Annotated in this window: 31 protein-coding genes; 6 read left to right on the top strand and 25 right to left on the bottom strand. The window is 34.7% G+C overall.

Going from position 1 to position 22,265, the window contains the following annotated elements:
- Window positions 1-57 precede the first annotated feature (57 nt).
- The 3 genes from AB1I62_RS06645 to AB1I62_RS06635 all read left to right on the top strand — a co-directional run bounded on the left by AB1I62_RS06645 (window position 58) and on the right by AB1I62_RS06635 (window position 3,604).
- A complete protein-coding gene (locus AB1I62_RS06645) occupies window positions 58-1,308 on the top strand; it encodes an extracellular solute-binding protein (RefSeq protein WP_002395113.1) in 1,251 nt (416 codons plus the stop codon).
- A gap of 85 nt (window positions 1,309-1,393) precedes the next feature.
- Window positions 1,394-2,737, top strand: a complete 1,344-nt coding sequence (locus AB1I62_RS06640) for a carbohydrate ABC transporter permease (protein ID WP_002357775.1) — start codon at window positions 1,394-1,396, stop codon at window positions 2,735-2,737.
- Between the two features lie 3 nt (window positions 2,738-2,740).
- A complete protein-coding gene (locus tag AB1I62_RS06635; RefSeq protein WP_002360454.1) occupies window positions 2,741-3,604 on the top strand; it encodes a sugar ABC transporter permease in 864 nt (287 codons plus the stop codon).
- A 37-nt stretch (window positions 3,605-3,641) separates the two neighbouring features.
- On the opposite strand, the gene AB1I62_RS06630 is transcribed toward AB1I62_RS06635, so the two are convergent.
- Complete coding sequence (locus tag AB1I62_RS06630) at window positions 3,642-4,151, bottom strand: MarR family transcriptional regulator (protein ID WP_002365578.1); 510 nt, start codon at window positions 4,149-4,151, stop codon at window positions 3,642-3,644.
- A 124-nt stretch (window positions 4,152-4,275) separates the two neighbouring features.
- Here AB1I62_RS06630 and AB1I62_RS06625 point away from each other — a divergent pair, with 124 nt between their 5' ends.
- The 3 genes from AB1I62_RS06625 (at window position 4,276) to AB1I62_RS06615 (ending at window position 7,892) form a co-directional block, all read left to right on the top strand.
- Window positions 4,276-6,615 carry an ABC transporter ATP-binding protein/permease gene (locus AB1I62_RS06625; protein ID WP_104859566.1) on the top strand — a complete coding sequence of 780 codons (2,340 nt, stop codon included), beginning with the start codon at window positions 4,276-4,278 and terminating at the stop codon, window positions 6,613-6,615.
- Window positions 6,616-6,733: 118 nt separating this feature from the next.
- Window positions 6,734-7,234 carry a plasmid sex pheromone cAM373 precursor gene (camE, locus tag AB1I62_RS06620; RefSeq protein ID WP_104859679.1) on the top strand — a complete coding sequence of 167 codons (501 nt, stop codon included), beginning with the start codon at window positions 6,734-6,736 and terminating at the stop codon, window positions 7,232-7,234.
- A gap of 196 nt (window positions 7,235-7,430) precedes the next feature.
- Window positions 7,431-7,892, top strand: coding sequence for a phage tail protein (locus AB1I62_RS06615; protein ID WP_104859680.1), 462 nt, complete (start codon window positions 7,431-7,433; stop codon window positions 7,890-7,892).
- Between the two features lie 42 nt (window positions 7,893-7,934).
- Here AB1I62_RS06615 and trxB read toward each other — a convergent pair whose 3' ends face one another.
- The 24 genes from trxB to AB1I62_RS06495 all read right to left on the bottom strand — a co-directional run bounded on the left by trxB (window position 7,935) and on the right by AB1I62_RS06495 (window position 22,257).
- Window positions 7,935-8,849: a thioredoxin-disulfide reductase gene (gene trxB, locus AB1I62_RS06610; protein ID WP_002357780.1), complete on the bottom strand. Its 915-nt coding sequence runs from the start codon at window positions 8,847-8,849 to the stop codon at window positions 7,935-7,937.
- Between the two features lie 442 nt (window positions 8,850-9,291).
- Window positions 9,292-10,113, bottom strand: coding sequence for a hypothetical protein (locus AB1I62_RS06605; protein ID WP_202250931.1), 822 nt, complete (start codon window positions 10,111-10,113; stop codon window positions 9,292-9,294).
- A gap of 27 nt (window positions 10,114-10,140) precedes the next feature.
- A complete protein-coding gene (locus tag AB1I62_RS06600) occupies window positions 10,141-10,395 on the bottom strand; it encodes a hypothetical protein (protein WP_239660067.1) in 255 nt (84 codons plus the stop codon).
- Between the two features lie 30 nt (window positions 10,396-10,425).
- Complete coding sequence (locus AB1I62_RS06595) at window positions 10,426-10,620, bottom strand: hypothetical protein (RefSeq protein ID WP_239660068.1); 195 nt, start codon at window positions 10,618-10,620, stop codon at window positions 10,426-10,428.
- 327 nt (window positions 10,621-10,947) lie between these two features.
- The gene (locus AB1I62_RS06590) at window positions 10,948-11,559 is read right to left on the bottom strand and encodes a hypothetical protein (protein WP_239660069.1); all 612 of its coding nucleotides are present in this window, start codon (window positions 11,557-11,559) and stop codon (window positions 10,948-10,950) included.
- Window positions 11,560-11,584: 25 nt separating this feature from the next.
- Entirely contained in the window at window positions 11,585-12,034 is a 450-nt protein-coding gene (locus AB1I62_RS06585) for a hypothetical protein (RefSeq protein ID WP_231434690.1), read from the bottom strand.
- 103 nt (window positions 12,035-12,137) lie between these two features.
- Window positions 12,138-12,899, bottom strand: a complete 762-nt coding sequence (locus tag AB1I62_RS06580) for a hypothetical protein (protein WP_225620857.1) — start codon at window positions 12,897-12,899, stop codon at window positions 12,138-12,140.
- Between the two features lie 98 nt (window positions 12,900-12,997).
- Window positions 12,998-14,518 carry an LXG domain-containing protein gene (locus AB1I62_RS06575; RefSeq protein ID WP_239660070.1) on the bottom strand — a complete coding sequence of 507 codons (1,521 nt, stop codon included), beginning with the start codon at window positions 14,516-14,518 and terminating at the stop codon, window positions 12,998-13,000.
- Window positions 14,509-14,865, bottom strand: coding sequence for a hypothetical protein (locus AB1I62_RS06570; protein WP_002394401.1), 357 nt, complete (start codon window positions 14,863-14,865; stop codon window positions 14,509-14,511). The genes AB1I62_RS06575 and AB1I62_RS06570 overlap by 10 nt, the downstream gene beginning before the upstream one ends.
- Before the next feature lie 12 nt (window positions 14,866-14,877).
- On the bottom strand, window positions 14,878-15,132 hold the full coding sequence (locus AB1I62_RS06565; RefSeq protein ID WP_002394400.1) for a hypothetical protein: 255 nt from the start codon (window positions 15,130-15,132) through the stop codon (window positions 14,878-14,880).
- Window positions 15,133-15,543 (bottom strand): DUF4176 domain-containing protein, encoded by a 411-nt coding sequence (locus AB1I62_RS06560; protein WP_016617253.1) that lies wholly within the window; start codon window positions 15,541-15,543, stop codon window positions 15,133-15,135. It lies immediately after the preceding gene.
- Window positions 15,540-16,667, bottom strand: coding sequence for a hypothetical protein (locus AB1I62_RS06555; protein WP_048737011.1), 1,128 nt, complete (start codon window positions 16,665-16,667; stop codon window positions 15,540-15,542). Before AB1I62_RS06555 ends, AB1I62_RS06560 begins: the two co-directional genes overlap by 4 nt.
- Complete coding sequence (locus AB1I62_RS06550; RefSeq protein WP_141411560.1) at window positions 16,652-17,005, bottom strand: hypothetical protein; 354 nt, start codon at window positions 17,003-17,005, stop codon at window positions 16,652-16,654. The genes AB1I62_RS06555 and AB1I62_RS06550 overlap by 16 nt, the downstream gene beginning before the upstream one ends.
- A gap of 21 nt (window positions 17,006-17,026) precedes the next feature.
- Window positions 17,027-17,185, bottom strand: a complete 159-nt coding sequence (locus AB1I62_RS06545; RefSeq protein ID WP_161796734.1) for a hypothetical protein — start codon at window positions 17,183-17,185, stop codon at window positions 17,027-17,029.
- 201 nt (window positions 17,186-17,386) lie between these two features.
- A complete protein-coding gene (locus tag AB1I62_RS06540; RefSeq protein WP_258080186.1) occupies window positions 17,387-17,518 on the bottom strand; it encodes a hypothetical protein in 132 nt (43 codons plus the stop codon).
- A gap of 39 nt (window positions 17,519-17,557) precedes the next feature.
- Window positions 17,558-17,773, bottom strand: coding sequence for a hypothetical protein (locus AB1I62_RS06535; RefSeq protein ID WP_048737014.1), 216 nt, complete (start codon window positions 17,771-17,773; stop codon window positions 17,558-17,560).
- 51 nt (window positions 17,774-17,824) lie between these two features.
- Window positions 17,825-18,085: an enhanced serine sensitivity protein SseB C-terminal domain-containing protein gene (locus AB1I62_RS06530; RefSeq protein WP_048737017.1), complete on the bottom strand. Its 261-nt coding sequence runs from the start codon at window positions 18,083-18,085 to the stop codon at window positions 17,825-17,827.
- Window positions 18,043-18,525 (bottom strand): SseB family protein, encoded by a 483-nt coding sequence (locus tag AB1I62_RS06525; protein WP_048737019.1) that lies wholly within the window; start codon window positions 18,523-18,525, stop codon window positions 18,043-18,045. Before AB1I62_RS06525 ends, AB1I62_RS06530 begins: the two co-directional genes overlap by 43 nt.
- A gap of 16 nt (window positions 18,526-18,541) precedes the next feature.
- Window positions 18,542-18,799, bottom strand: a complete 258-nt coding sequence (locus AB1I62_RS06520) for a hypothetical protein (RefSeq protein ID WP_048737021.1) — start codon at window positions 18,797-18,799, stop codon at window positions 18,542-18,544.
- Window positions 18,800-18,811: 12 nt separating this feature from the next.
- Window positions 18,812-19,396 carry a hypothetical protein gene (locus AB1I62_RS06515; protein ID WP_239660071.1) on the bottom strand — a complete coding sequence of 195 codons (585 nt, stop codon included), beginning with the start codon at window positions 19,394-19,396 and terminating at the stop codon, window positions 18,812-18,814.
- A gap of 355 nt (window positions 19,397-19,751) precedes the next feature.
- Window positions 19,752-20,279, bottom strand: coding sequence for a DUF2247 family protein (locus tag AB1I62_RS06510; RefSeq protein ID WP_202250930.1), 528 nt, complete (start codon window positions 20,277-20,279; stop codon window positions 19,752-19,754).
- A complete protein-coding gene (locus tag AB1I62_RS06505; RefSeq protein ID WP_082153250.1) occupies window positions 20,276-21,637 on the bottom strand; it encodes a T7SS effector LXG polymorphic toxin in 1,362 nt (453 codons plus the stop codon). Before AB1I62_RS06505 ends, AB1I62_RS06510 begins: the two co-directional genes overlap by 4 nt.
- Window positions 21,628-21,990, bottom strand: coding sequence for a hypothetical protein (locus tag AB1I62_RS06500; RefSeq protein ID WP_048737022.1), 363 nt, complete (start codon window positions 21,988-21,990; stop codon window positions 21,628-21,630). The genes AB1I62_RS06505 and AB1I62_RS06500 overlap by 10 nt, the downstream gene beginning before the upstream one ends.
- 12 nt (window positions 21,991-22,002) lie before the next feature.
- On the bottom strand, window positions 22,003-22,257 hold the full coding sequence (locus AB1I62_RS06495; RefSeq protein WP_033625594.1) for a hypothetical protein: 255 nt from the start codon (window positions 22,255-22,257) through the stop codon (window positions 22,003-22,005).
- Window positions 22,258-22,265 lie beyond the last annotated feature (8 nt).

The following is a 22,265-nucleotide window of genomic DNA, read 5'->3' as shown; positions in this document are numbered from 1 at the left end:
TTCCGCAATCGGTTGCATAATAAGACTTGTAAAAAATAATTTTTGGAGGGTTCAAAAATGAAAGCGAATTGGAAAAAGATTTTAATGGGCGGTATCCTTTTAAGTGCTTCCGCGGTTTTACTTACTGCCTGTGGTGGCGCAGAAAAAACGAAAGCTGAAAATGAAAGCGGTTCAGCAAATAAAGCAGCTGGTGACGTAAAATTATGGGTTGATACTGAATATATGGGCGTCTTTAAAAAAGTTGTCGCCGATTTTGAAAAAGAAAACCCCGATATTAAAGTTAACTTAACTGCTGGAAATTCGGCAGATGCTAAAAAAGACATTGCAAAAGATCCTAAAGCTGCCGCAGATGTTTTCATGATGCCACATGATCAAATTGGTCAAATGGCAGAAGCTGGTCTGATTTACCCTAACACAAAATATGAAAAAGAAGTCAAAGAAAACAATATCGACTCGGCAGTCGCAGGAGTCACTTGGAAAGACAAAGTCTATGCCTACCCTTATGCCGTAGAGTCACAAGTTCTTTATTATAACAAAGATACGTATTCTCCAGAGGAAATCAAAACTTGGAAGTCTTTAACTGAAAAAGGCAAAATCGGTACCAATTTTGGCGAAGATGGCGCAAATTATATCTTCGGTCCTCTATTTATGAGTAACGGCGATTACTTATATGGTGAAAATGGCGAAGATCCAAAAGGTACCAACTTTAACAACCAACAAGGTATAGAAGTATTACAATGGATTGCCGATCAAAAAAATAATCCTGGTGTGATCCAATCAAATACAGAAGCATTGTCTAATCTAGGTTCTGGCAAAACGGATGCCTTCCTTTCTGGTCCTTGGTCTAAAAACGATGTAGAAAAAGCTCTTGGCGACAAAATGGGGGCCGCTGCCTACCCAACCATTGATTTTGGCAATGGAGAAAAACAAATGAAAGCTTTCTTGGGCGTTCGTAGTTTTGCTGTCAACCAACAAACACAAGCACCATTGGCCGCAATGACATTAGCAAACTATTTAACAAGTGAAAAATCACAAATGACTTACTTCAAAGAAATCGGTTTTGTCCCTTCAAACAAAAAATTACAAACAAACGAAGAAATCACACAAGATACTGTTGCAAAAGCTATCTTAGAAATGGCGCAACCAACCCACTCTGTGGTAATGCCAAAAATCCCAGAAATCGTTTCATTCTGGCCTGCGATGGATGCAGTGATCAATGATACGTACAAAGGCAATATCAAACCTGCGGATTATCAAGCAAAATTAGATAAATTAGTCCAAGACACATCAAAAGAAGCAAAAGAATAAAAAGAGTAAAGAAATGGGACGAGCTTCAATCTGCTGTCCCATTTCCTCTATCTTTTTTATTTAAGTAGAAAGTGAGTGAACGAAGATGTTCAAGAAAAAGAAAGCCCAGACGTCATTTCGAGAGGTCTTTAAAAAAGGCGACTTCGCTACAAAACTATCTTTTTTAGTTATGGGTGCTGCAAACTTCGCCAACAAGCAGTGGTTAAAGGGAATCATCTTTTTAACAGCTGAAATTGGCTTTATCTATTGGTTAATCCGTAATGGTTTCCACGCATTAATGATGCTAGGAACACTAGGGACCCAGCAGCAAGGATTAGTATATGATGATTCTTTAGGGATTGAAGTTCTAAAAGAAGGCGATAATTCAATGCTCTTATTATTATTCGGAATTGCAGCAATTTTAGTCTGTTTATCGCTAATCATTTTATATGTAATCAATTTAAAAAGCGCCCGTCACCTATATGAATTAAAGACAGCCGGCAAAAAAATTCCAACAACTATGGATGATTTACGTAGCTTGTTAAACGAACGTTTCCATGCAACTTTAATGACGATCCCCTTACTAGGCGTTCTTTTCTTTACCATCTTGCCGTTGTTATATATGATTTCAATTGCCTTTACCAACTACGACCATAACCATTTGCCACCGAAAAATCTTTTTACTTGGGTTGGATTGGCAAATCTAGGTAATGTAATCACAGGCGATATGGCTTCAACGTTCTTTCCAGTACTTGGCTGGACCTTGATTTGGGCTGTTTTCGCAACCGCAACTTGTTTCTTTTTTGGAATCATTTTAGCCTTGCTTATCAATACGAAAGGCTTAAAATATAAAGCGTTTTGGCGGACTATTTTTGTCATCACGATGGCCGTACCTCCGTTTGTTTCACTTTTAATTATGCGAAACCTCTTAAATGGTTCTGGACCTATCAATGCTCTGTTGTTAAATTGGGGCTTAATCGATTCTTCTATCCCCTTCTTAACAGATCCGAATTGGGCAAAATTAACCATTATTGTTGTCAATATGTGGATTGGTATTCCTGCTACGATGTTAATCTCTACAGGGATTATCCAAAACCTTCCTGAAGATCAAATCGAAGCAGCTAGAATTGACGGTGCCAATAAATGGCAAATTTTTAAAAGTATTACGTTTCCACAAATTCTATTTGTGATGACCCCGGCGCTGATTCAACAATTTATTGGCAACATAAATAACTTCAATGTCATTTATCTATTAACAGGTGGTGGGCCAGCCAATTCTAACTTCTACGGTGCAGGCTCAACTGACCTTTTAGTTACCTGGCTATACAAATTGACTGTCGATACAATGGATTACAATTTAGCCTCTGTGATTGGTATTTTAATCTTCATTCTCTCCGCAGTCTTCAGTTTAATTGCCTATACACGGACGAATTCATTTAAGGAGGCGTAACTTATGGCTAAAGCAAAAAGTTACCAGAAAAAACAACGCACTGCACTTACCAGCGTTTACATCATTCTAACCATTTTAGCAGTTTTTTGGATGTTCCCCATTGTGTGGATTATCTTAACAAGTTTTCGTGGCGAAGGCGGTGCATTTGTTCCCTATATCATTCCCAAAACATTCACTTTAGAAAACTATAAAGTATTATTAACAAATCAGACTGGCAACTTCCCCTTTGTCCGTTGGTTTTTGAACACCTTGTTCGTCTCCATCGCAAGCTGTCTGTTATCAACTTTCATTACAATCGCAATGGCTTATGCGCTGTCCCGGTTGCGTTTCCGCTTAAGAAAACCATTTTTAAAAGTGGCGCTCGTTTTAAATATGTTCCCTGGTTTTATGAGCATGATTGCCGTTTACTATATTTTAAAAGCCTTAAATTTAACTGAAAGTTTATTCGCTTTAATTCTGGTTTACTCTGCAGGTTCGGCGCTAGGTTTTTACATCGCCAAAGGGTTCTTCGATACCATTCCGATGGCTTTAGACGAATCGGCTATGATTGACGGTGCCAACAAGTGGCAAATTTTCACAAAAATTACGTTGCCATTGTCAAAACCAATTATTGTCTATACTTCTTTAACCGCCTTCATGGGCCCTTGGATGGATTTTATTTTCGCAAAAGTTATTATGGGTGATAAAGTTGAAAATTACACCGTTGCGATTGGTCTCTTTTCGATGATGACCAAATCAACAGCCAATTCACTATTCATGGCTTTTACAGCAGGATGTGTGCTAATTGCCATTCCAATTACTATTTTATTTATATTAATGCAACGTTTCTATGTAGAAGGCGTGACTTCTGGCTCTGTCAAAGGCTAGAAAAAACATCGTTTGGTTTATAGCCAAACGATGTTTTTTATTTTTTGGCGTTGTTTTCCTTACACGTTTTTCTTCGTAGCGCTTGATAATTGGACAAAATTTTCATGACCGCCAAAAAGTGTTGATTGACCTCTTGATAATCCTCTAAGGAAAGAACACTAAGCGTTTCAGATAGTTGCTGTTTTACTTGATTTTCTTTTTGCTTAAAGAGCTTCTCGCCTTCTTTTGTCGTATAAACATTAACCACGCGGCGATTTTCTTGATTATGGCGACGTTGAACAATCGCTCGTTCTTCTAACCCCGCAATAGAGCGACTCACTTGAACTTTCGACGTTCCTACTTGGTTGGCTAACTCTGTCATACTGATTCCTTCATTCGTTGCCACAATTAATAAAATTAACATGTCTAACTTTGTTAATTTTAGATCCTCCAAGTCTAGGTCTTTAAAAAGCAATTGGCTCATATATGAAAAAATTTCAGTAAAGACACTAATATCTAAATTTGATGAATGCTTCTCTTTATCCATATGTTCTCCCTCGTTTCCCACCTAGTGTATACTAAATTCACTTGATTATCAAATGGTAATGATTGATTTTCGTTAACTATTATGTTACGTTATACACTAACTTAAGGTTGTGTTGTTGATAAATTGGAAGAAGGATGCGAAAAATATGCTAGAACTCAAAGAGATAAAAAAATATTATACTGTCGGCGGAACGACCACTAAAGCTTTAGATGGCGTCTCTGTCGCTTTTCGAAAACAAGAATTTGTAGCCATTCTGGGTCCCAGCGGCTCTGGTAAAACGACGATGTTGAATGTGATTGGCGGATTGGACAATTACGATTCTGGTGACTTAATCATTAACGGCAAATCAACAAAAAATTTTAAAGAAGCCGACTGGGATGCTTATCGGAATAACTCAATTGGTTTTATTTTTCAAAGTTACAACTTAATTAGTCATCAAGGGATTTTGGATAATGTCGAGCTTGGTATGACACTAAGTGGTATTTCAAAAGCAGAAAGACGCCAAAAAGCCGAAGATGCACTCATCCGTGTCGGTTTGAAGGACCATATCCATAAAAAACCTTCCCAATTATCTGGCGGTCAAATGCAACGGGTGGCCATTGCTCGTGCTTTAGCTAATGATCCCGATATTTTACTTTGTGATGAACCAACTGGTGCATTGGATTCAGAAACTAGCCTGCAAATTATGGCACTTATCCAAGAACTTTCGAAAGAAAAATTAGTCATTATGGTGACCCACAATCCTGAATTAGCTCACGAATACGCTGATCGAATTATTGAATTTTCAGATGGCCAAATTCGGCATGACTCGCGTCCTCATATTGAACATGAAAAAAAAGAACCTTTCGAATTGAAACGCACCAAAATGAAATTCACGACTGCGTTGCGTTTGTCTTTTAATAATATCCGCACTAAAAAAGGGCGAACTTTTTTAACCGCCTTTGCTTCAAGTATCGGAATTATCAGTATCGCGATTGTCCTTTCTCTTTCAACAGGATTCCAGAAACAAATTGATAAAACTCAGTCGGAAACGTTAGCGCAATTTCCGATTACCATTTCTAAAATAGCGACAGATCAAGATCCAGAAAGTTTCAATAATCAGGACAAAAAAGGCACCTTCCCGAAAGAAAAAGAAGTGACTGCTAAAATTAGCGATGCGGACCGTGCGCAACACACGAATTTAATTGATAAAAAGTTTATTGACTATGTCAATCACATTGATCCTGAATTAAGTAATAATATCGGCTATACTCGTCTAGTCAATATGAACTTATTAAGAGAAATCAACGGGAAAGCACAAGCTGTCAAATTTTCAAACGATGCACCCGACGGCCAATCAAACGCGATGGCTTCTATGATGGCTGCCCAAACTGGCGTCGGCGTTTCTGCTTTTCCTAAACAACTAGAAAATGGAAAAAACAATTTCTTAAAAGACAATTACTCGTTGCTTGAAGGAAATTATCCAGAAAAAGAAACCGATGTCGTTTTAATCGTCGATAGTAACAATACCACCAATATTAATGCTTTAAAAAATCTTGGCTTTGACGTGAAAGATAATCAAAAGGTTGCCTTTTCAGACATTGTTGGCACAAAAATGAAATTAGCCAATAATAATGCATTTTACACCAAATTACCGACAGACAACTTCATTCCTAACCAAGATTTGCAAGCTGTTTACGATAATCCAGAAAATACCGAATTAACAATTTCAGGGATTTTGCGAATTAAAGATTCTTCAACAATGAATCTATTAGCACCTGGAATTGCTTATAGCGATGCACTTTCAACTAATATGATTGCCAAAAACAAAACCTCTGACATTGTTAAAGCGCAAGAAGCCAGCAACACTAACGTTATGACTAACGAAACATTAGATGCTTCCGCGAAAGAAAACCTGTTGTCTTATTTAGGAGCGAACGAAATCCCTTCAAGTATTATGATTTATCCAAACGATTTCAAATCAAAAGATAAAATTCTTGATTATTTAGATGCTTATAACAAAGGAAAAGATAAAAAAGACCAAATCATCTATTCTGATTTAGCTGGAACAATGACCCGCTTAACAGGTGGTTTAATGGATGCAATCACCTATGTGCTGATTGCATTTGCTGGGATTTCCCTTGTTACAAGTATGATTATGATTGGGATTATCACCTATACTTCTGTCATTGAGCGGACCAAAGAAATCGGTATCCTGAAAGCGTTAGGAGCTCGTAAAAAAGATATTACCCGGGTGTTCGATGCCGAAACTGCTATTTTAGGCGTTGCCTCTGGTATTCTTGGTGTTGTGATTGCCTTTCTCGCAACATTTCCGATCAATGCAGTGCTCTATAACCTGACTGATTTAGAAAATGTTGCCACCTTAAATCCAATTCACGGGATTATTTTGATTGTAATTAGCACAATCTTAACCATGATTGGTGGCCATATCCCTGCCCGAATGGCAGCGAAAAAAGATGCGGCAGTTGCTTTACGTGCAGAATAAATAACAAAAAATAATCCTTTAATTTCTCTTAAAGGATTATTTTTTGTTTGTAATTTTTATAAAACCACCGTATACTAAATGATTGTGAATGCTTAATAAAAAGAAACGAGGTAATTTCATGTTAAAAAAACCATTTTTACTATTTTTTTCACTTTTAGGAGCTATTTTTATTTTAGCTAGTTGTGGCATAGGAAAAGATGCTGTCACAGATACTAAGTACAAAGTTAGTTTGCAGCAAGCTGCTGAAATCTACGAAAAAGAAGCTGGCAACAGCAAACCATTAGTAAATGTCCAATTTGATACAAAACCAGAAAGTGACTACAGCTATATCTTTACCAACGATACAGAAACACTTTACGTGAATCCTGAAACAGGAAAAGTCACCAAAAATACTGAAGCAAATCAACTTGGCGAAAACGAGACAGCCTTTTCAGCTGCTGAAGTCAAAGAATTAGGCGCTGTTAACGACGTCTTAGCCAAAGCAAAAAAAGAAGTTGGAGGACTTTCGCCACGTATTTTGACTTGGAAGTTAACCAAAAATAACAATAAACTTGTTTATACAGTAGATGTTAAAACAACTACGGCAGATGAAAAAATTACCTTAGATGCCAATAAATAAGCACAAGCGTATAACTTATCACGAAATAACCAAATCTTAAAATACTCTTTGGGACAGAACCTACGCATTCGGAAACCTTAACATTTTCCGAAGCCGATCGTTCTGTCCCAATTTCATTCTTTTAAGTAATAATAATTGTTCGTTACCCCTGCTACCGTTATACTTAGTTTAAAAGAAAAGATGGGAGTATCAATTCATGGTTTATACAGTTGATTTTAAAGAAGTAGCCACTATTGGTTTAGAAAGTTCACCAGCGGCACCTGCCCTTGCTGGACTAAGAGCGAATGAAGCTCGCTATTTTTGGAATAAATACAAACATCGCTTTACGACCGTCCCTGCCTCTGAAGCTCCAGAAACATTGGCCTGGATTGAAAAAATTTTATTGGAACGAGCGTTACATTTCCCTTACAAGCCACTTGAAATTTCTTCTTTCACTTTAGATGGCATAAAAATGGCCTATGTATTTTATGAAAACGGCTTAGCAGTTAACGTGATGTACACATTAGCTGAGGAAGGCAAACGCGCCGTTGGGTTTAAACTTTCAGATGGTATGGCAATCCCTGCAGAATTTGAAGGAAAATTCAAATTTGCTCGTCAAAAATCAAAATTAGCTGGAACCATTCGCGGCTCTTATTTTGTCATTAAAGGAACCTATTAAAAAAATGCTTTTGCCCTTATTCTTAAAGGCAAAAGCATTTTTTTATTTTAATTCTTCAATATAGTTAAATACTTGTTGTCCAGCAATACCGCCTTCACCGACCGCTGTCGTGATTTGACGCAATGTTTTTTCACGGACATCACCAATGGCATAAACACCAGGAATTTTTGTTCTCATTTCTTGGTCTGTTTCAATCCAACCAGCCTCATTCGTAATACCAGCTTTCTTAAATGGTTCTGTTAATGGATCTAGCCCCACGTAAATGAACACGCCGTTTGCTTCAATTTCAGAAACTTCATCTGTTTTGACATTCCGGGCTTTCACACCTGTCACGACCATTTCATTGCCAACAATTTCTTCGACAACTGTATCCCAAACAAAGGAAATCTTTTCATTTGCAAAGGCACGATCTTGAATGATTTTTTGCGCACGCAATTCATCGCGACGGTGAACAATCACTACTTCAGAAGCAAATTGTGTTAAATAGATTGCTTCTTCAACTGCAGAATCGCCGCCACCAACAACTACTAAGCGTTTATTTTTAAAGAAGGCACCGTCACAAACGGCACAATAAGAAACACCACGGCCAGCAAATTCTTCTTCGCCTTTTACACCCAATTTTCGGTGTTCACAGCCTGTTGCAATAATTACCGCTTTAGCTTCATAAGATTTGTCATCACAAATCACTTCTTTATAGGATCCGTGGTCTTCGATGCCCATCACAATACCATACGCATTTTCCGTACCAAATTTTTCTACATTTTCATACATTTTATAGGCCAATTCTGGACCCATAATAGAATCAAAGCCTGGGTAATTCTCTACCTCAGCAGTGTTGTTCATTTGCCCACCAGGCGCACCGCGTTCAATCATCAATACAGAAAGATTAGACCGTGATGCATAAAGTGCTGCCGTCATCCCAGCAGGACCGGCACCAATGATAATTACATCATACATTTTATTTCCCCCAAAATTTTAAGTAAGTTTACTTTACTCCTTAAACAATTTCTTGTCTACTTTTCTGCCCTTTTTTGACATTCGGAGTAGGTGTGTCTATTACGTAAGTTATTGTACCACGGTTTTGTGTTTTCTAGGAGGGGTAATGAAGATTAATTTAGCTATTGTATTTAAACCAGAATTCTTCAATTTTTTCTTTGTATGCTATCGTTGGATAATTCCCTCTTAAATCAAAAGTGTGTCTATCACCATCACTAAATTTTATTTGATAATTATAAATAACCTCACTTTCCATTTGTCTGAAAAGTCCTACATCAATGAGGTAATTTTGCAAATAAGTTAGCCATTCCGCCTCCTTGTGCCCAATAATTCATCGTTCCAGCAACAGCCCCAACAGGTACGCTATTTTAAGATTTCATTCGTTTTCATTCCCTCTTTCCTTTTATCCTTCGTACCATTCCTTTTTTGAAAATCCATAATCAAGGCGAAATTCCTCTGAATATTTTTTTAACAACATTGACGAAATAAAATTTGGATAAAACATTCGGATAGGTAAAATAATTAATATCAAAAAACATAGACTCCCAACGATTAATTGCCCTAATGCAATTATTGCATTGATTGCATTAGATTCATTACTTTCTATCCAGAATTTATTCATTCTATAAAATTGCATAACTCCTATTATTACAATAATTCCATACGAAGTAGTCTTTTCGATGACTTTACCCACTTTAGGAACCTTTATATCTTTTACAAACAAAGAAAGCTCTTGTTTTATTCTATATTTCATATAGTTATATATTATTAATAATATATAATAACACCCTGCTATAGAAAATACAGTTTGTACTAACATCTGTAAATAAAACTCACTAGTCATTTTTCCAGAATAAGTTAATAACAACAACCAAATGCTACAACATACTATAAAAGAAGCAATACTAAAAACGATTGAACAGCATGAATAATATCTAATTAAATAACTTTTTGAGAAGCTTTTAAAATTTAATCTAAAAAAGTAGATTATAGTAATTAACACAATACTAGTTTCTATTAACGCAAACACAGGATTAAATAAATCTTTACTTAAAAAACTTGTAAACATTGCTATCTCTAGCAATATAACAATAATGAAAATACAGTATTTAACAACAATCAATCTTTTGCTAAATACTTGTTTTACATTAATCCCTTGTTTTGCTTTTTCGTAACTAATATTATTTATTTCATTTTCATATCTTTTAACAAAAAATTCATTCATTTTATTTCTCCAATAATTTTTATAATTTCAATCATTATTATAGTTTATATCTGGATTAAAACTTTTACTACCACTTCCTGGTTGCAGATCATGTCTGTAATTTTTGTCTGTTGTTCGAGCCGTTGGATTACCATAACTTTCATATTGCTTATCTAACCAGCTACGTTTTTCAGCATTAAAATTCCAACCAAAAGTTTCTCTCCCTCCAAGTACTAATTTAGGCAAGTTATTAATTATTTTATATTTGCTATAGAAATAAACTGTATTGAGTGTCCCAGCCAAAGCTCCAACAGGTCCCCCATATTGTGCTCCTTATAGTGGTCCGGCATTCCATAAGAATAAGTTTATTCCTCCATAAATGGCCTTACTTTCATCTCCGTAGGCCGGACTTTTGGGATTGGTGTATTCTTCATAGGCATAGGAAAGGAAGGTTAAACCATCTCCTATATATAATAGTCCTTCTTTCAGTACGAGATGTGCTTTTAAAAAATCAGAAATAGCTTGCATTTTTTTGAACTCTTTGAGGCTTATTTTAGATCTTACAGTAATTCTTTATTCTAGCGAAATTTTTGAAAAGATATCTGTGAAATACCACATTTAGTTGTTTATATTATATAAACGAGGTCAGGTTCAAACTTGACCTCTTTTGTTCTAACTATCTTCACCATACCATTCTTGCTTTGTAAAGCCATATTCTTGACGGAATTCCTCGGAAAATTTTTTCAAAACAATTCCTTCAACAAATATTTTTTTATTAAATATCATAGTTGGAAGTAGAGAAAAAACAAGAACAATGAGAAAAATAATGGCAATTATTATTAAAAATATCGCTGTTCATAGCCATTTATTTTCTATAACCAATAAACCAGTTTCATTTGTACTTTGACTCAACCAAGATTTATTTAATCGATAAAACTGTATTCCTGTCACAATTAGTACAATCATCAATGTAGATAATTTTAATATCAGACTATTAAAAAAAATTGTCTTTTTGGAAATTTCAACATTAATATTTTTTTGTCTTAGATACTCCAAAACCATGATTTTGCATCTCAAAAAACTAAGTATCCCTACAATAATTAAATAACATACAGAAATAAGTATATAAAAAGAGCCAAACAGAGGTTTTCCGTCTGATTGTATTCCTAGAATTATACTTAATGTCCAGCTTTGTACTAACAAATATATTGTAAAACTATCACTAGCTTGAATTAAGAACTGATATTTAACGTGACATAAACTATTTAAACTGTAACTACCACAAATTATTATTATTAAAATCAAAGTAGTCCATACAGAGTTATTTACTGTCAATAAAGATAAAAAAATACTAAATAGTCCTAAACAAAGTATTTTATATTTTTGCGTTTTGTATAATTGAGTACTAGTAGTTTCTATTAAATTCTTTGCATCATCAAAAGATATTTTATTTAAGATTTTATTCATATTATCCCTCTACATTCTATTAGTTTTAATCATTTGGATTAAAATTAGGTGTTCCACTTTGAGGTTTTACACCAGTTTTATACTCTTTGTCTGTTGGAATAGCTTCGTGCTTGCCGTAATTCTCATATTGTTTTCTTAACCACTCTATTTTCCACTTTTCTCTTTCCTTTGAATTTCCAGAAAATCCGACATAGTAATTTTTGGAATGAATAGATACTTTACCGAAAATAGTATTAACTTTGATTTCAGGTGTTGTATAATCAACTCCTTTTATTAGTGTATTAAGCATTCCAAACACAGCTCCAACAGGTTCTCCATATTGAGCTCCTTCTAACGGTCCCATATCCCAAGCAAATGAATTAATTCCTCCATAAATGGCTTTACTTGCATCTCCATACGCAGGACTTTCAGGATTAACATACTCTTCATATGCATAAGCTATAACAGAGATTCCATCACCACCTATTGATAACACTTCACCCAACAGTGGATTTGCCTTGATGCCTCGAGAATCCAATGACCTAGTTGACAAAATGTTCGTCAACTAGGTCATTACTACTGGTATTTTCCAATCGTTATTATTCTCCGTACCATTCCTCTTTACTAAATCCATATTCTTGACGGAATTCTTCAGAGTATTTTTTCATTAATTTTCCTTTTACATAATCTGCTGGCGAAAATAACAAATTAGGCAATAAAGTAAAACCAGCTAGCAATCCTAACAGCACCACCGACCATATTGTGTATTCCAAAATGCTCGGATCACCTGTAGTCAATTTAATATTTCTCATCCATGATTTATTCACTCGATAAATCATTGTAATTGCTATAATGGTTGATAGAAAAACAACTAATCCTTTTGTCAATTTCATATCGAAAAAATGGTTTATTCTAGACGTCGCTTTTTTTCCCACATGGTATTCCCTTTCTAAATAGCTATTTATCTGTATTTTCATAATAAAAAAAGAAATAGTATAAGAAAAAATAATGTAAAAAAGTGGTATTAGATTATATTTATCTCCTCTAACGACCAAAAAAACAATCAAGAAAAAAATGGCTGCTGTTTGCCATATGAAAAAAAGTAGTTTATTATAGTCTAATACTTTAAAAAGAGGACATAACAATGTATACCTGTAAAAAATTATACATAACGCACCAAATAATATAGCTGAAAAAATCCAAAAGTAATTAGTTGCAGGCAAACTTAGAACTATAGCTATAAAACAACTAATAAGTACAGCTCTTACATATCCTCCAGATTTTTCTTTCTTTTCCAGAATTTCTTTAATTTTTTTGATTGGAATTTTATTTTTTACTATTTCAAAACTGATATCATTCATAATTTTACCACCTTGGAAGTCCATTATTAAAATCTTCTATATTTACACGACCATCTTGTTTACCAAGCCAATCCTCTTTTATTTCACTTATATTTCCTTCATTCAAATTTTTTTTTGCGGCTTTCATAGAAAGCATATTGTTCTTCAAGCCACTTATCGGCATCTTCCTGCGTGCCTATTCCCATAATTCCATCCCAACCAATTTTTCCATCTTTACCTAACCATTTAAAAGGAGTTTGAAGTTCTATACCCTGAAAAATAGTATTTAGCATCCCTGCTATTGCTCCAGCAGGACCGCCATACTGAGCTCCTTCTAATGGTCCAACATTCAGAAAGAAAATATTTAAACCTCCATAAATAGCTTTACTTGCATCTCCATACGCAGGACTTTTAGGATCAGTATATTCTTCATACGCATAGGAAGCAACAGATACTACATCTCCACCCACAGATACTCCCTCTTTTAGAACTGGATGTGCTTTTAAAAAATCAGAAACAGCTTTCAATTTTTTAAACTCAGCTAAACCTACTTTGGAACCTGCAATGATTCGTGAACCTAATGAGCTTTTTGACAAAACACCCGTCAAGTGGCTCATTGGTGCTAAAACTTCCCAACCCTTTTCACTTAATTTAATTAATACCCCATATAATTGAGCTTGTTTATCTAGCGGCAACTTTTCTGCTAAAATAGCCAGCTCCGAACTTCTTAAAACCTTCAGCGCTTTTTCTTTAGGCCAATCATTCACATTTTCTTGAAAAATAAATATTTCTAATGCTGCCATTTTCAGTTTCTCTGGTACTTTATCTGAATCCAAGGCAGTAATAATATAGTTAAACAATCGTTTATCTTTTTTGACTTTTTCGATAGCTGCCGCTGGATTCTTCTTAAATAAGTCATTAATCATTTTTGCCATATTTTGTTGATTTTTCTTTGCTTCTTCTAAACTTTCAATCCCTTGAATTTTTGTAAACCATTCTTTACTCGTTCCTTCTGGCAATGTATAACTACCATCCGCATGAATTGTTGTTCCATTCAACACCATTATGCCTTGCATAGCCAGTTTAAATTCAGCTAAACTTTCTTGAAACAGCCCACTTATTTTGCCATTAAATTCTCTTAGCTTATTCAACTTTTTTTCAATCCGTTGAATATCCTTTTGACAGTCTTGCGCTCGCCTCGCGAAATCTCGCTGCATCCCTCTTATCATTTCTGATAGTAAGGGCTCTGGCAATGCATTGGCAATCATGTTGGCTGTACGTTCAGCGTTCTCCAAAGCTGTCTTTGAACTTTTACATAATGTTAATTGTTCATTTAAGTTGTCTTCTTCCAAATAACCTTCACTGGCAATAAAACTGTCCGCTGAAGAAAACGCATTCAAATCTCTTTGAACATTATCTACTGCACTCGAAACACGTTTGATTGTTGGAATCACTAACTCTGAAAATAACCCTTTCCCTGCGGTATACGCTGCTCCTGCTAATGTCTGGCCATCGATTGCTGCGATTAATTGCTGACTACCAGAGTTTAGATTACTGACTGCTGTCCGAGCAATAGAGAGATTCGTTGCTAATGAACTTTTGATGGCATCGCTGTCACTACTTGAATAGATTAATCCCATGGCAATTCATTCCTTTCTTTTTGATATTCAAGACGTTCTTCGTTTAATTGTTCATTTTTTCTGACACATTGTTGATAAAATTCCTGATGAACTTGTTGAAAAGTAGAGGTTTGCTTTTGCTGCTTCTGAAGATAATCTTCTTGTAGCCATCTTGCTTCTTGATTACCATTCTTAGCTAATTCATGATTCAGATTTTCTAACTTACGTATATTTCGCGTTAAATCTCCTTCTAATGTGTCAAATAAGTTTTGAACTTGTCTCTTTACACTAGAAATTGAAGATATTTCTTGCTCTTTTTCAATAATTTTTTGATTGTATTCCGCTCGTAACTGCTCATTATTTTTCATTTTATAATCCTCTTATTTAAATCTTGTCCTGCTATCACGTGCTGCGATGACTGCGGCTAATTTAGGAAACTTACTTGCTTGATTATTTACACATTCCACCATCTTTGATACGTTAGCTACAAGCTGATTACTGACTTGCGCACCTTTTTTCATACCAGAAAGATTACTCTTTCCTAATTGACATTTAGCGCCTCCACTCACCGATACATTACTAATCCCAGAAACCGCCGCTTGTGCGGCTCCTTGATTTGAGGCAATCTTTCCCATCTAGTCCTCTCCTCCTTTTCTAAAATAATAAAATGGGTCTCCATTTGTTTCCATTTCCGTTTTTTCTAGTTCACTACTTTTTTCAACCTCCGGTTCAGAATCCTTTGGAAACGATTCTGCACTCCCGTTCATTTGTGAAAGTAAATTTTCCAAAAACTCTTCATCCGTTTTATCAGAAAAACCTTCAAACAAAACCTCTATAATTTGCTCTACTTCAATTGAAAAGACTTCTTGTGTTGGTATATCCCCAAAAGGATGTGGTGCAACTTTATAACGAGAAACAATTTCTCCGTTACCATTTTTGGCAATCGCTCGAGCAACAATGAAATAATATAATGTATCATTGGTTGTATCTTTTAACTTCAACACACTCCCCAATGGTAAAAAAGGGGTAGTTAAATCTTCACTCATTTGTTCACCTCCATTGGCACAACAATTTTATCTAATACTTCTTCTTTTAAGCGATGTAACACATTTTTAGGGACAGGAAGATTTTGCTGATCATAAGGAACATTTTCAACAAATGATTGATTTTGCAATGTACCTCCGAAAAGAACTTGTTCTGTATTTTCTTTGATTGTCGAAATAAAACTACTGTAAGTAGATGTAAGCTTTGCTGAAGTATCCAATAAAATTAACTGTAGTTTGCCGATAGGACTATTTGTTATATAAGCCAGACTATCAATATCCAATGATAATTTATCGACCAAGTCTGCCAAGCCATTAATAATCACAATTCGTTGTGTCGTTTCATCAATTAACATTGCTTCTAACGCTTCTTTCAACTCCACGTTCTGTTGTACTACTTGTGTTCGTTGAATATAAAGGGATACTTTTTCAGACCATTCTTCTAAGTTCCCCGCTACATCAATCAAGACAACTTCATAATTGACAGTTAATTCACTGATTTGCTGCATAAACCATGGAAAGATTAGTTGGGATTGTTTAGTAGATTCTGGAAAAATACCTAGCGTTTTTCTTTGGAATAAGGGTAACGTTTCTGGTTCAGCACTTAATTTGTTTAATCCCAAATATAACTGATTCAATTCTTTTTCTGGCACAAATTGTTGGAATTGTTCATGTGATAATTTTTCAGGAACCATTGGAATTCTTTCAGGACGAATTCCCACCCAGTTATGATTCATCGTAGCCACTTTGGCTTCTAAATTTTCTAATAATTCTGCACTATTTTCACCCTCTGCTGGCAAGTAAAATTGAATCGCCGTTGGCGTATCCAACATGACTTGCCCACGTCCGCTGATTGCTTGAGCCATTAAAGCATCTCTACCTAACAAGTTACCTATTTCACTTTCATCATTTAAATAAAGAACGACTTTAGTTGCGATATTACTCATCATATTCATCCGAATACTGCCAGAACGGCTCGCAGTAAAAATTAAGTAAACGCCAAGACTAGCACCATCTCTTAAGAGTTGTAAAAGTAGCTCGTCAATCCCGTCTTTCCGTTGATCTTCTAATGAGTAAGTTCCATTACTATTGACAATTGTTTCATCCAATGCTATAAAACCTTGCATGGCAAGCTCCATCTCATTGAGACTATTGTTAAATAAGCCATTGGTTTGCATAGTAAAATCATTGAGCTTTTGCAATTTCTTTTAGAACTTGTCAATATCTTGATAGATACTATCCGCCTTTTGTTCTTCCAGACCAAAAGAAAGCTGTATTGGGTTCTGTTTTTTAATAAAGGACGTACTTGTTCAATATCAAATATATTTTTAGATACTACGTACAAATCATTTGTAGACTTTTGTCGTCCATTCTTCACCTTTCCAGCATCATCCAAGCCGTCTAGTCTTGATGCAGCTTTGTTCCCATAATATGAACCTAGCATTACATTGCCAACTTCTGTCAATGTTCCCACCCAACCAGCATATTAAAATTTATTGGCTTCTCTTTCTGAAATTTTTTCTCCTGTATAGGGGTTAATTCCTAGGTTTGCTAAGGCGATTGTTTTTTTAGTGATTTTTTCTATACTATCAGTTGGTTTGATTAGCTCAATTTTTTGTTTATCCGAATCAATAACTGTTGGCATATCCTTTTTAATTCAGTAAAGTAACTTTTATCGACATCACTTGGTAATTTGTCTGCTATATCTACCAAGCCAGATAACAATCTGTTGATATTAGTATAAAAAAACTATCATTTGTTATGTATTTCACTTATATATTTAAATAAGTAATTCTAACCATAATTACAGTTAGAATCACTTATCATTTTCTTTGGCTATTTCTTTCTATTCACAATTAGTTTCTTCATCGTTCTTCTTTGCATATTCACTTTTATTATATACCTTCGATACTTTCACTAGCCAATAGACAATTGCTAGAACCATTGCTAATGGAATGATTTTCATAAAAAGTTCCATGAGATTCCTCCTCCCTTTTAAAGTCTAAAACTATGTTTATCATCCAACAAATTGATAAGTTACCATTTTGTCTATGGATGGTTTCCATTCATATTTTACAGCAAGGTTATCTGTAACATATTCTACATCACTAATTGTATCTGTTAATATTCCAAACCTTCCCTGGTATTCTGTTCCTTGTCCAACAGATAAAGCCATTTCGAACTGATCCCTGGTTTGAGAATAGACTGCTTTGGTTGATAATTTTTCGGCCATGGAGATTGCTCTCTCACTAAACTGAAATAATCATCTATATTAGCTTAAGGATTATTTTTCATAAAATGGATTGTATTCTTTAGTAACGTTCCTCCCAAAATCACTGTTTAAAGAAATTATATCAAGTATATCTTCTTTCCCTAGATACTTTTGAACTTTATTGCTTATGCTTACATACGGTAGTATTTGATCTTCATCTTTTGAATCGATTACCAATAAATAGCTTTTTTGAAGATTTTTTCTTACCATTTGCAATAAAAAAGCTTTGTTTATTTTAGTTTCTTTTTTGAAAATTTTTTTACATTTATCCACAAAAAATTCTGGATACTCTCGTGGGATTCCGATTGACACTTGTTCATTTTTCTGATATTTCCACTATTTGATTTTATAAACTCTAAATTACCTCTATTTAAAACTAAATTTTGGCTGTAAGGATTGATTACTATACCAGTAATAGATAAATCTTCTTGAATAATTTTCAAATAATCATATATAGTAAAAACTACAGCGTTACTTTCTTCGCCTAATCGGAGATTTTCCCAGTCTGTAAACGCTGGTATATAATCATTGCCTACAGAATCCTCAATTTTAATAATATTAAGTTTATTTTTAGAATCGAAGTTAACTGGTAGTAACAGTTTTGAATCTTCTAATTTTTCGTAAAAGAATTGCTCATTCTTTTGCGTATAATCTTTTTTAATACGTTCAATTCTAGTTACTAATTCAGGATTTTTGACTTCTTCTTGTTCCATTCTTTCATCTCCTAATTTACGATAATAACCTATCTAATTTTTCTAATTCTGGAATAACAGGGCTAGAAAAATGTGTAGTTTCATCAACAAACTCTCTAATCAAACTGTTAAAATTTATCTTTTCTTTATAAGCTTCACCACTCAACACTGATGAATAAATATTTTCAACAATAGTTCGAATGTTCTTTACTACCCCTGCATAATATTGTTGATTCGGAAATTCCTTATCTAACAATATTAAAATTTTTTTGCATGTCTCTTTTAATTCTTCCATTTCATTTCACTCCTATTTGCTAGGTACTACTCTTATATCTATAATCCATTCTAATGGCCAATCTTGAGGTAACAATATTTGATCCGCGCCTCCTTTTAAAACTGTTCCAGTTTTGTCATTTATTTGAGGAGCCACTTTCCCAATATTAAGTTTTTCACCTTTAGGTATTGTTATTTCCGCTTCATACATTCTAGAATTTTTCCACTCTGGTAAAAGTGCAGTATCCATCTTGGCGTCTATTCTCGAAACGGCTGGCTCTGTTGTTGCAAATCCTCCACCAGCATCTGCATTTCCGCCAAAGGTTCTATAAGTTTTTAATTCATCTACGGATTCGACAGTTCTATAATAATTATCTGTATATGTTTTTTTCAACCCATCTGGTAAATTTGCTTTTTCTATTTCTATAACTTTAGAGTCTATTTTTGTACTATATTCACCATATACTCCATTGGCTTTCTTATAACTTACAGTTCCAGTACTTTTAGGCTTATCTAACACATAAGTTTTTCCGTTTTTACTTCCCCTTAAAGCAGCGTTATCTGTTCCTTTAACCTCGTTAGAAAAAGTCTGCGCATTCTTTACCGACGCAACGCCCATTCCTACCGACCACAAGGAATCCCAAACTCCTGATTCTTGAATACCTTCTATAAAGTCTTGTCCATGAGACAGCAGTCCTAATCCTCTTATTTTTTCGCTTTTGTCAAAATAATTGTATCCTTTTTTCTGCTGATTAATTGACTCGGGCGTTCAATTCCTTTGGCGTCAGTTCTACCACCTCTAAGTGGTATTTTTTTACTAAAGATGCAAGTTTTCCTGATAGTTTTTGCTCATCTAATTGGATTTTTCCATTTTTCACTTATTTCTTTAAAACATCAATTTGCAAAATATACTTCTAACAATAATTAAATTTAGAGCCAGTCGCTTTAATAAATATTGTCTATTACAATTTATACTAAGATAATTTCTTTTTTTCACTTATTAACCATTCTTTATGTTCTAAAATAACTTTAGACAAATGCTCTTCTGTATAAAAGTATTCAGGAGTCATATCATTATTAATTCCCTGATACTGATAAGGCATATCAAATGGAGATTGCAAATCCAGCCAAAACTCACTAATCTCTAATAAAGCATTGATGGTATCCATACATTTAATCTCGTTTAATAGGTTATTAACTAAAATCCATCGCCATTTGTAGTAAGCCTGCAAATCTTCATCAGAATTAGTAATTGAATCCAAAAGGTCATACACTTCCGTTTCATCATATGATAAAGATAAGCTTCCTAATTCCCATAAAAAAGAATTCTCCTCATTTTCATTCTTAGATAGATAATCTAACGTATATGCCATTACATAATCATCATTAATCCTTCCTTGCAGATAGAAATTATCATCTGAATAACCAAATCTACCGATTTTCAGTTCGCTCCAAGAAAAAGAAATAGCATTTTTTTTAAATTCGTCTATATAGTTCATCATTTTATAGGCACTCCGTTCAATTCTATATTTCTTACAAACATTCTATGAGTAACTTTTCCATTTTGGATTATCCATTCAAAACGCCCCATAACACCGTTTTGACTTCCTTGAATTTGATATAGTTTAGCATTCCCTAAATCAGTGACTTTTGCTAATCCAGCATAATTATCAACTATATCAGAGAATCCATGTGCTTTAGGAACATGAGGAAACTCATCTATAATAATTTGAATTTTTTTCGTAGGATGTTTTCCTGTCAATGGGTCAATATCGTAGATATATCCTTTTCCTTTAATTGGCTTAATATCATCTATCTTCAGCCCGCTCCCAGTTCTAGGAGATTTTATAATCGGATTAGAAACCTCCTCTAACACTTTCAAATTAGTTCCACTATCTTTTTTACTAAACGATTTTTGCTTCACATTCCCCACGTCATCAAGTCCGTCCAATCGTGAAGCGGCTTTGTTCCCATAATATGAACCTAGCACTACATTTCCCACGTCTGTTAATGTTCCCGACCATGCGGCATACTTAAATCGATTGGCTTGACTTTCATTTATCTTTTCACCTGTGTAGGGATTGATTCCAAGGTTGGCTAAAGCGATTGTTTTTCTGCTGACTTCTTCTATACTATCAGTTGGTTTGATTAGCTCAATTTTTTGTTTCTCTGAATCAATAACTGTTGAGGTGTCTTTTTTAATTTCCGTGAAATAACTTTTATCGACACCACTTGGTAGTGTATAGGTTCCGTTGCTCTTGACAGTTGTTTCATTCAATACCGTAACACCTTGCATGGCAAGTTCCATCTCGTTGAGGCTATTGTTAAATAAGCCATTGATTTGCATAGCGAAATCATTGAGTTTTTGCAATTTCTTTTGGATTTTGTCAATATCTTGTTGAAGGCTATCTGCCATTTGAATCAAGGTGCGTTGCGTGTCTTTTAACAGGTTATGAATCCCTGGGATTGGCGTGTTATAAGCAATCGTTGCTACTTGTTTAGCTGCTTCATGCAAGGATTTTTGACTGGCTTTCATGATTTTGATTTGTAATTTTAACTTATCTTCATTTAAATAGCCTTCACTGGAGATAAATGCGTTGGCTGCGCCATATTTGGTCAAATCACTTTGAACATGATCAATGGCAGCCGTCATTCGATGAATCGTTGGAATCACTAATTCTGAAAACAAGCCTTTTCCGGCGTTATAAGCCACTCCTGACAACGTATGTCCGTCAATGGCTGCGATTAGTTGTTGACAACCAGCTGTTAATTCACTGGTGGTCGTTCGTGCGACAGATAGATTACTAGCCAGAGCACTCATTAATTCTGAGGAGTCTGCACTAGAATAGATTAATCCCATGATAACGTACTCCTTTCTTTTTGGAGTTGATCACGTTCTTCACGCACTCTTTCTGTCGCCTTAGCATAATTCCGTGTAAATTCTTGATTTTGTTGTTGGAGAAATCCAGTAAGGTATCGTTGTTTACCGGATAATTCATCTTGTGCCCAACGAGCTGGTTTATTGCCTTTACTAATGTCCTCTCCATTCAATCGTTCTAGTTCTCGAAAATTTCTAGTTATCTCATAGTCTAGTGTACCAAATATAGCTTGGATTTTCTTCTGATCATTTGATAAATTATCCATTTGATGTTCTTTTTGAATAATTTTTTGACTATACTCATTGCTTAAACGCTTTTTATTTTCAGTCTCCATTTTTTCAACTCCTTATTTGAAACGTGTCTGACTATCTCTTGCGGCAATCGCCGCTGCTAATTTAGGGAATTTATTGGCTTGAGTATTGACACATTTCACTAGTTTAGACAAGTTATTCAGCATTTTATTATTAACTTTTACGCCTTTTTTCATTCCAGAAATGTTACTTTCTCCTAATGTACACTTTGTATTTTTACTAACGGACACATTTTTAATCCCAGAAACGGCTGCTTGAGCCGCTCCTTGATTTGATGCAACTTTAGTCATTGCTTATT

Origin of the sequence: Enterococcus sp. AN402, from assembly GCF_040719405.1 — a bacterium.
GTDB lineage: Bacteria > Bacillota > Bacilli > Lactobacillales > Enterococcaceae > Enterococcus > Enterococcus faecalis.
This window is presented reverse-complemented; position numbering and strand designations above follow the sequence as displayed.

Bases quoted from the DNA above. Each gene is read 5' to 3' on its own strand.
- AB1I62_RS06645 (WP_002395113.1), top strand. From the start codon at position 58: ATGAAAGCGAATTGGAAAAAGATTTTAATGGGCGGTATCCTTTTAAGT.
- AB1I62_RS06640 (WP_002357775.1), top strand. From the start codon at position 1,394: ATGTTCAAGAAAAAGAAAGCCCAGACGTCATTTCGAGAGGTCTTTAAA.
- AB1I62_RS06635 (WP_002360454.1), top strand. From the start codon at position 2,741: ATGGCTAAAGCAAAAAGTTACCAGAAAAAACAACGCACTGCACTTACC.
- AB1I62_RS06625 (WP_104859566.1), top strand. From the start codon at position 4,276: ATGCTAGAACTCAAAGAGATAAAAAAATATTATACTGTCGGCGGAACG.
- camE (WP_104859679.1), top strand. From the start codon at position 6,734: ATGTTAAAAAAACCATTTTTACTATTTTTTTCACTTTTAGGAGCTATT.
- AB1I62_RS06615 (WP_104859680.1), top strand. From the start codon at position 7,431: ATGGTTTATACAGTTGATTTTAAAGAAGTAGCCACTATTGGTTTAGAA.
- trxB (WP_002357780.1), bottom strand. From the start codon at position 8,849: ATGTATGATGTAATTATCATTGGTGCCGGTCCTGCTGGGATGACGGCA.
- AB1I62_RS06605 (WP_202250931.1), bottom strand. From the start codon at position 10,113: ATGAATGAATTTTTTGTTAAAAGATATGAAAATGAAATAAATAATATT.
- AB1I62_RS06595 (WP_239660068.1), bottom strand. From the start codon at position 10,620: ATGCAAGCTATTTCTGATTTTTTAAAAGCACATCTCGTACTGAAAGAA.
- AB1I62_RS06590 (WP_239660069.1), bottom strand. From the start codon at position 11,559: ATGAATAAAATCTTAAATAAAATATCTTTTGATGATGCAAAGAATTTA.
- AB1I62_RS06580 (WP_225620857.1), bottom strand. From the start codon at position 12,899: ATGAATGATATCAGTTTTGAAATAGTAAAAAATAAAATTCCAATCAAA.
- AB1I62_RS06575 (WP_239660070.1), bottom strand. From the start codon at position 14,518: ATGGGATTAATCTATTCAAGTAGTGACAGCGATGCCATCAAAAGTTCA.
- AB1I62_RS06570 (WP_002394401.1), bottom strand. From the start codon at position 14,865: ATGAAAAATAATGAGCAGTTACGAGCGGAATACAATCAAAAAATTATT.
- AB1I62_RS06565 (WP_002394400.1), bottom strand. From the start codon at position 15,132: ATGGGAAAGATTGCCTCAAATCAAGGAGCCGCACAAGCGGCGGTTTCT.
- AB1I62_RS06560 (WP_016617253.1), bottom strand. From the start codon at position 15,543: ATGAGTGAAGATTTAACTACCCCTTTTTTACCATTGGGGAGTGTGTTG.
- AB1I62_RS06555 (WP_048737011.1), bottom strand. From the start codon at position 16,667: ATGCAAGGTTTTATAGCATTGGATGAAACAATTGTCAATAGTAATGGA.
- AB1I62_RS06545 (WP_161796734.1), bottom strand. From the start codon at position 17,185: ATGCCAACAGTTATTGATTCGGATAAACAAAAAATTGAGCTAATCAAA.
- AB1I62_RS06540 (WP_258080186.1), bottom strand. From the start codon at position 17,518: ATGGAACTTTTTATGAAAATCATTCCATTAGCAATGGTTCTAGCAATT.
- AB1I62_RS06535 (WP_048737014.1), bottom strand. From the start codon at position 17,773: ATGGCCGAAAAATTATCAACCAAAGCAGTCTATTCTCAAACCAGGGAT.
- AB1I62_RS06525 (WP_048737019.1), bottom strand. From the start codon at position 18,525: ATGGAACAAGAAGAAGTCAAAAATCCTGAATTAGTAACTAGAATTGAA.
- AB1I62_RS06520 (WP_048737021.1), bottom strand. From the start codon at position 18,799: ATGGAAGAATTAAAAGAGACATGCAAAAAAATTTTAATATTGTTAGAT.
- AB1I62_RS06515 (WP_239660071.1), bottom strand. From the start codon at position 19,396: ATGGGCGTTGCGTCGGTAAAGAATGCGCAGACTTTTTCTAACGAGGTT.
- AB1I62_RS06510 (WP_202250930.1), bottom strand. From the start codon at position 20,279: ATGATGAACTATATAGACGAATTTAAAAAAAATGCTATTTCTTTTTCT.
- AB1I62_RS06505 (WP_082153250.1), bottom strand. From the start codon at position 21,637: ATGGGATTAATCTATTCTAGTGCAGACTCCTCAGAATTAATGAGTGCT.
- AB1I62_RS06500 (WP_048737022.1), bottom strand. From the start codon at position 21,990: ATGGAGACTGAAAATAAAAAGCGTTTAAGCAATGAGTATAGTCAAAAA.
- AB1I62_RS06495 (WP_033625594.1), bottom strand. From the start codon at position 22,257: ATGACTAAAGTTGCATCAAATCAAGGAGCGGCTCAAGCAGCCGTTTCT.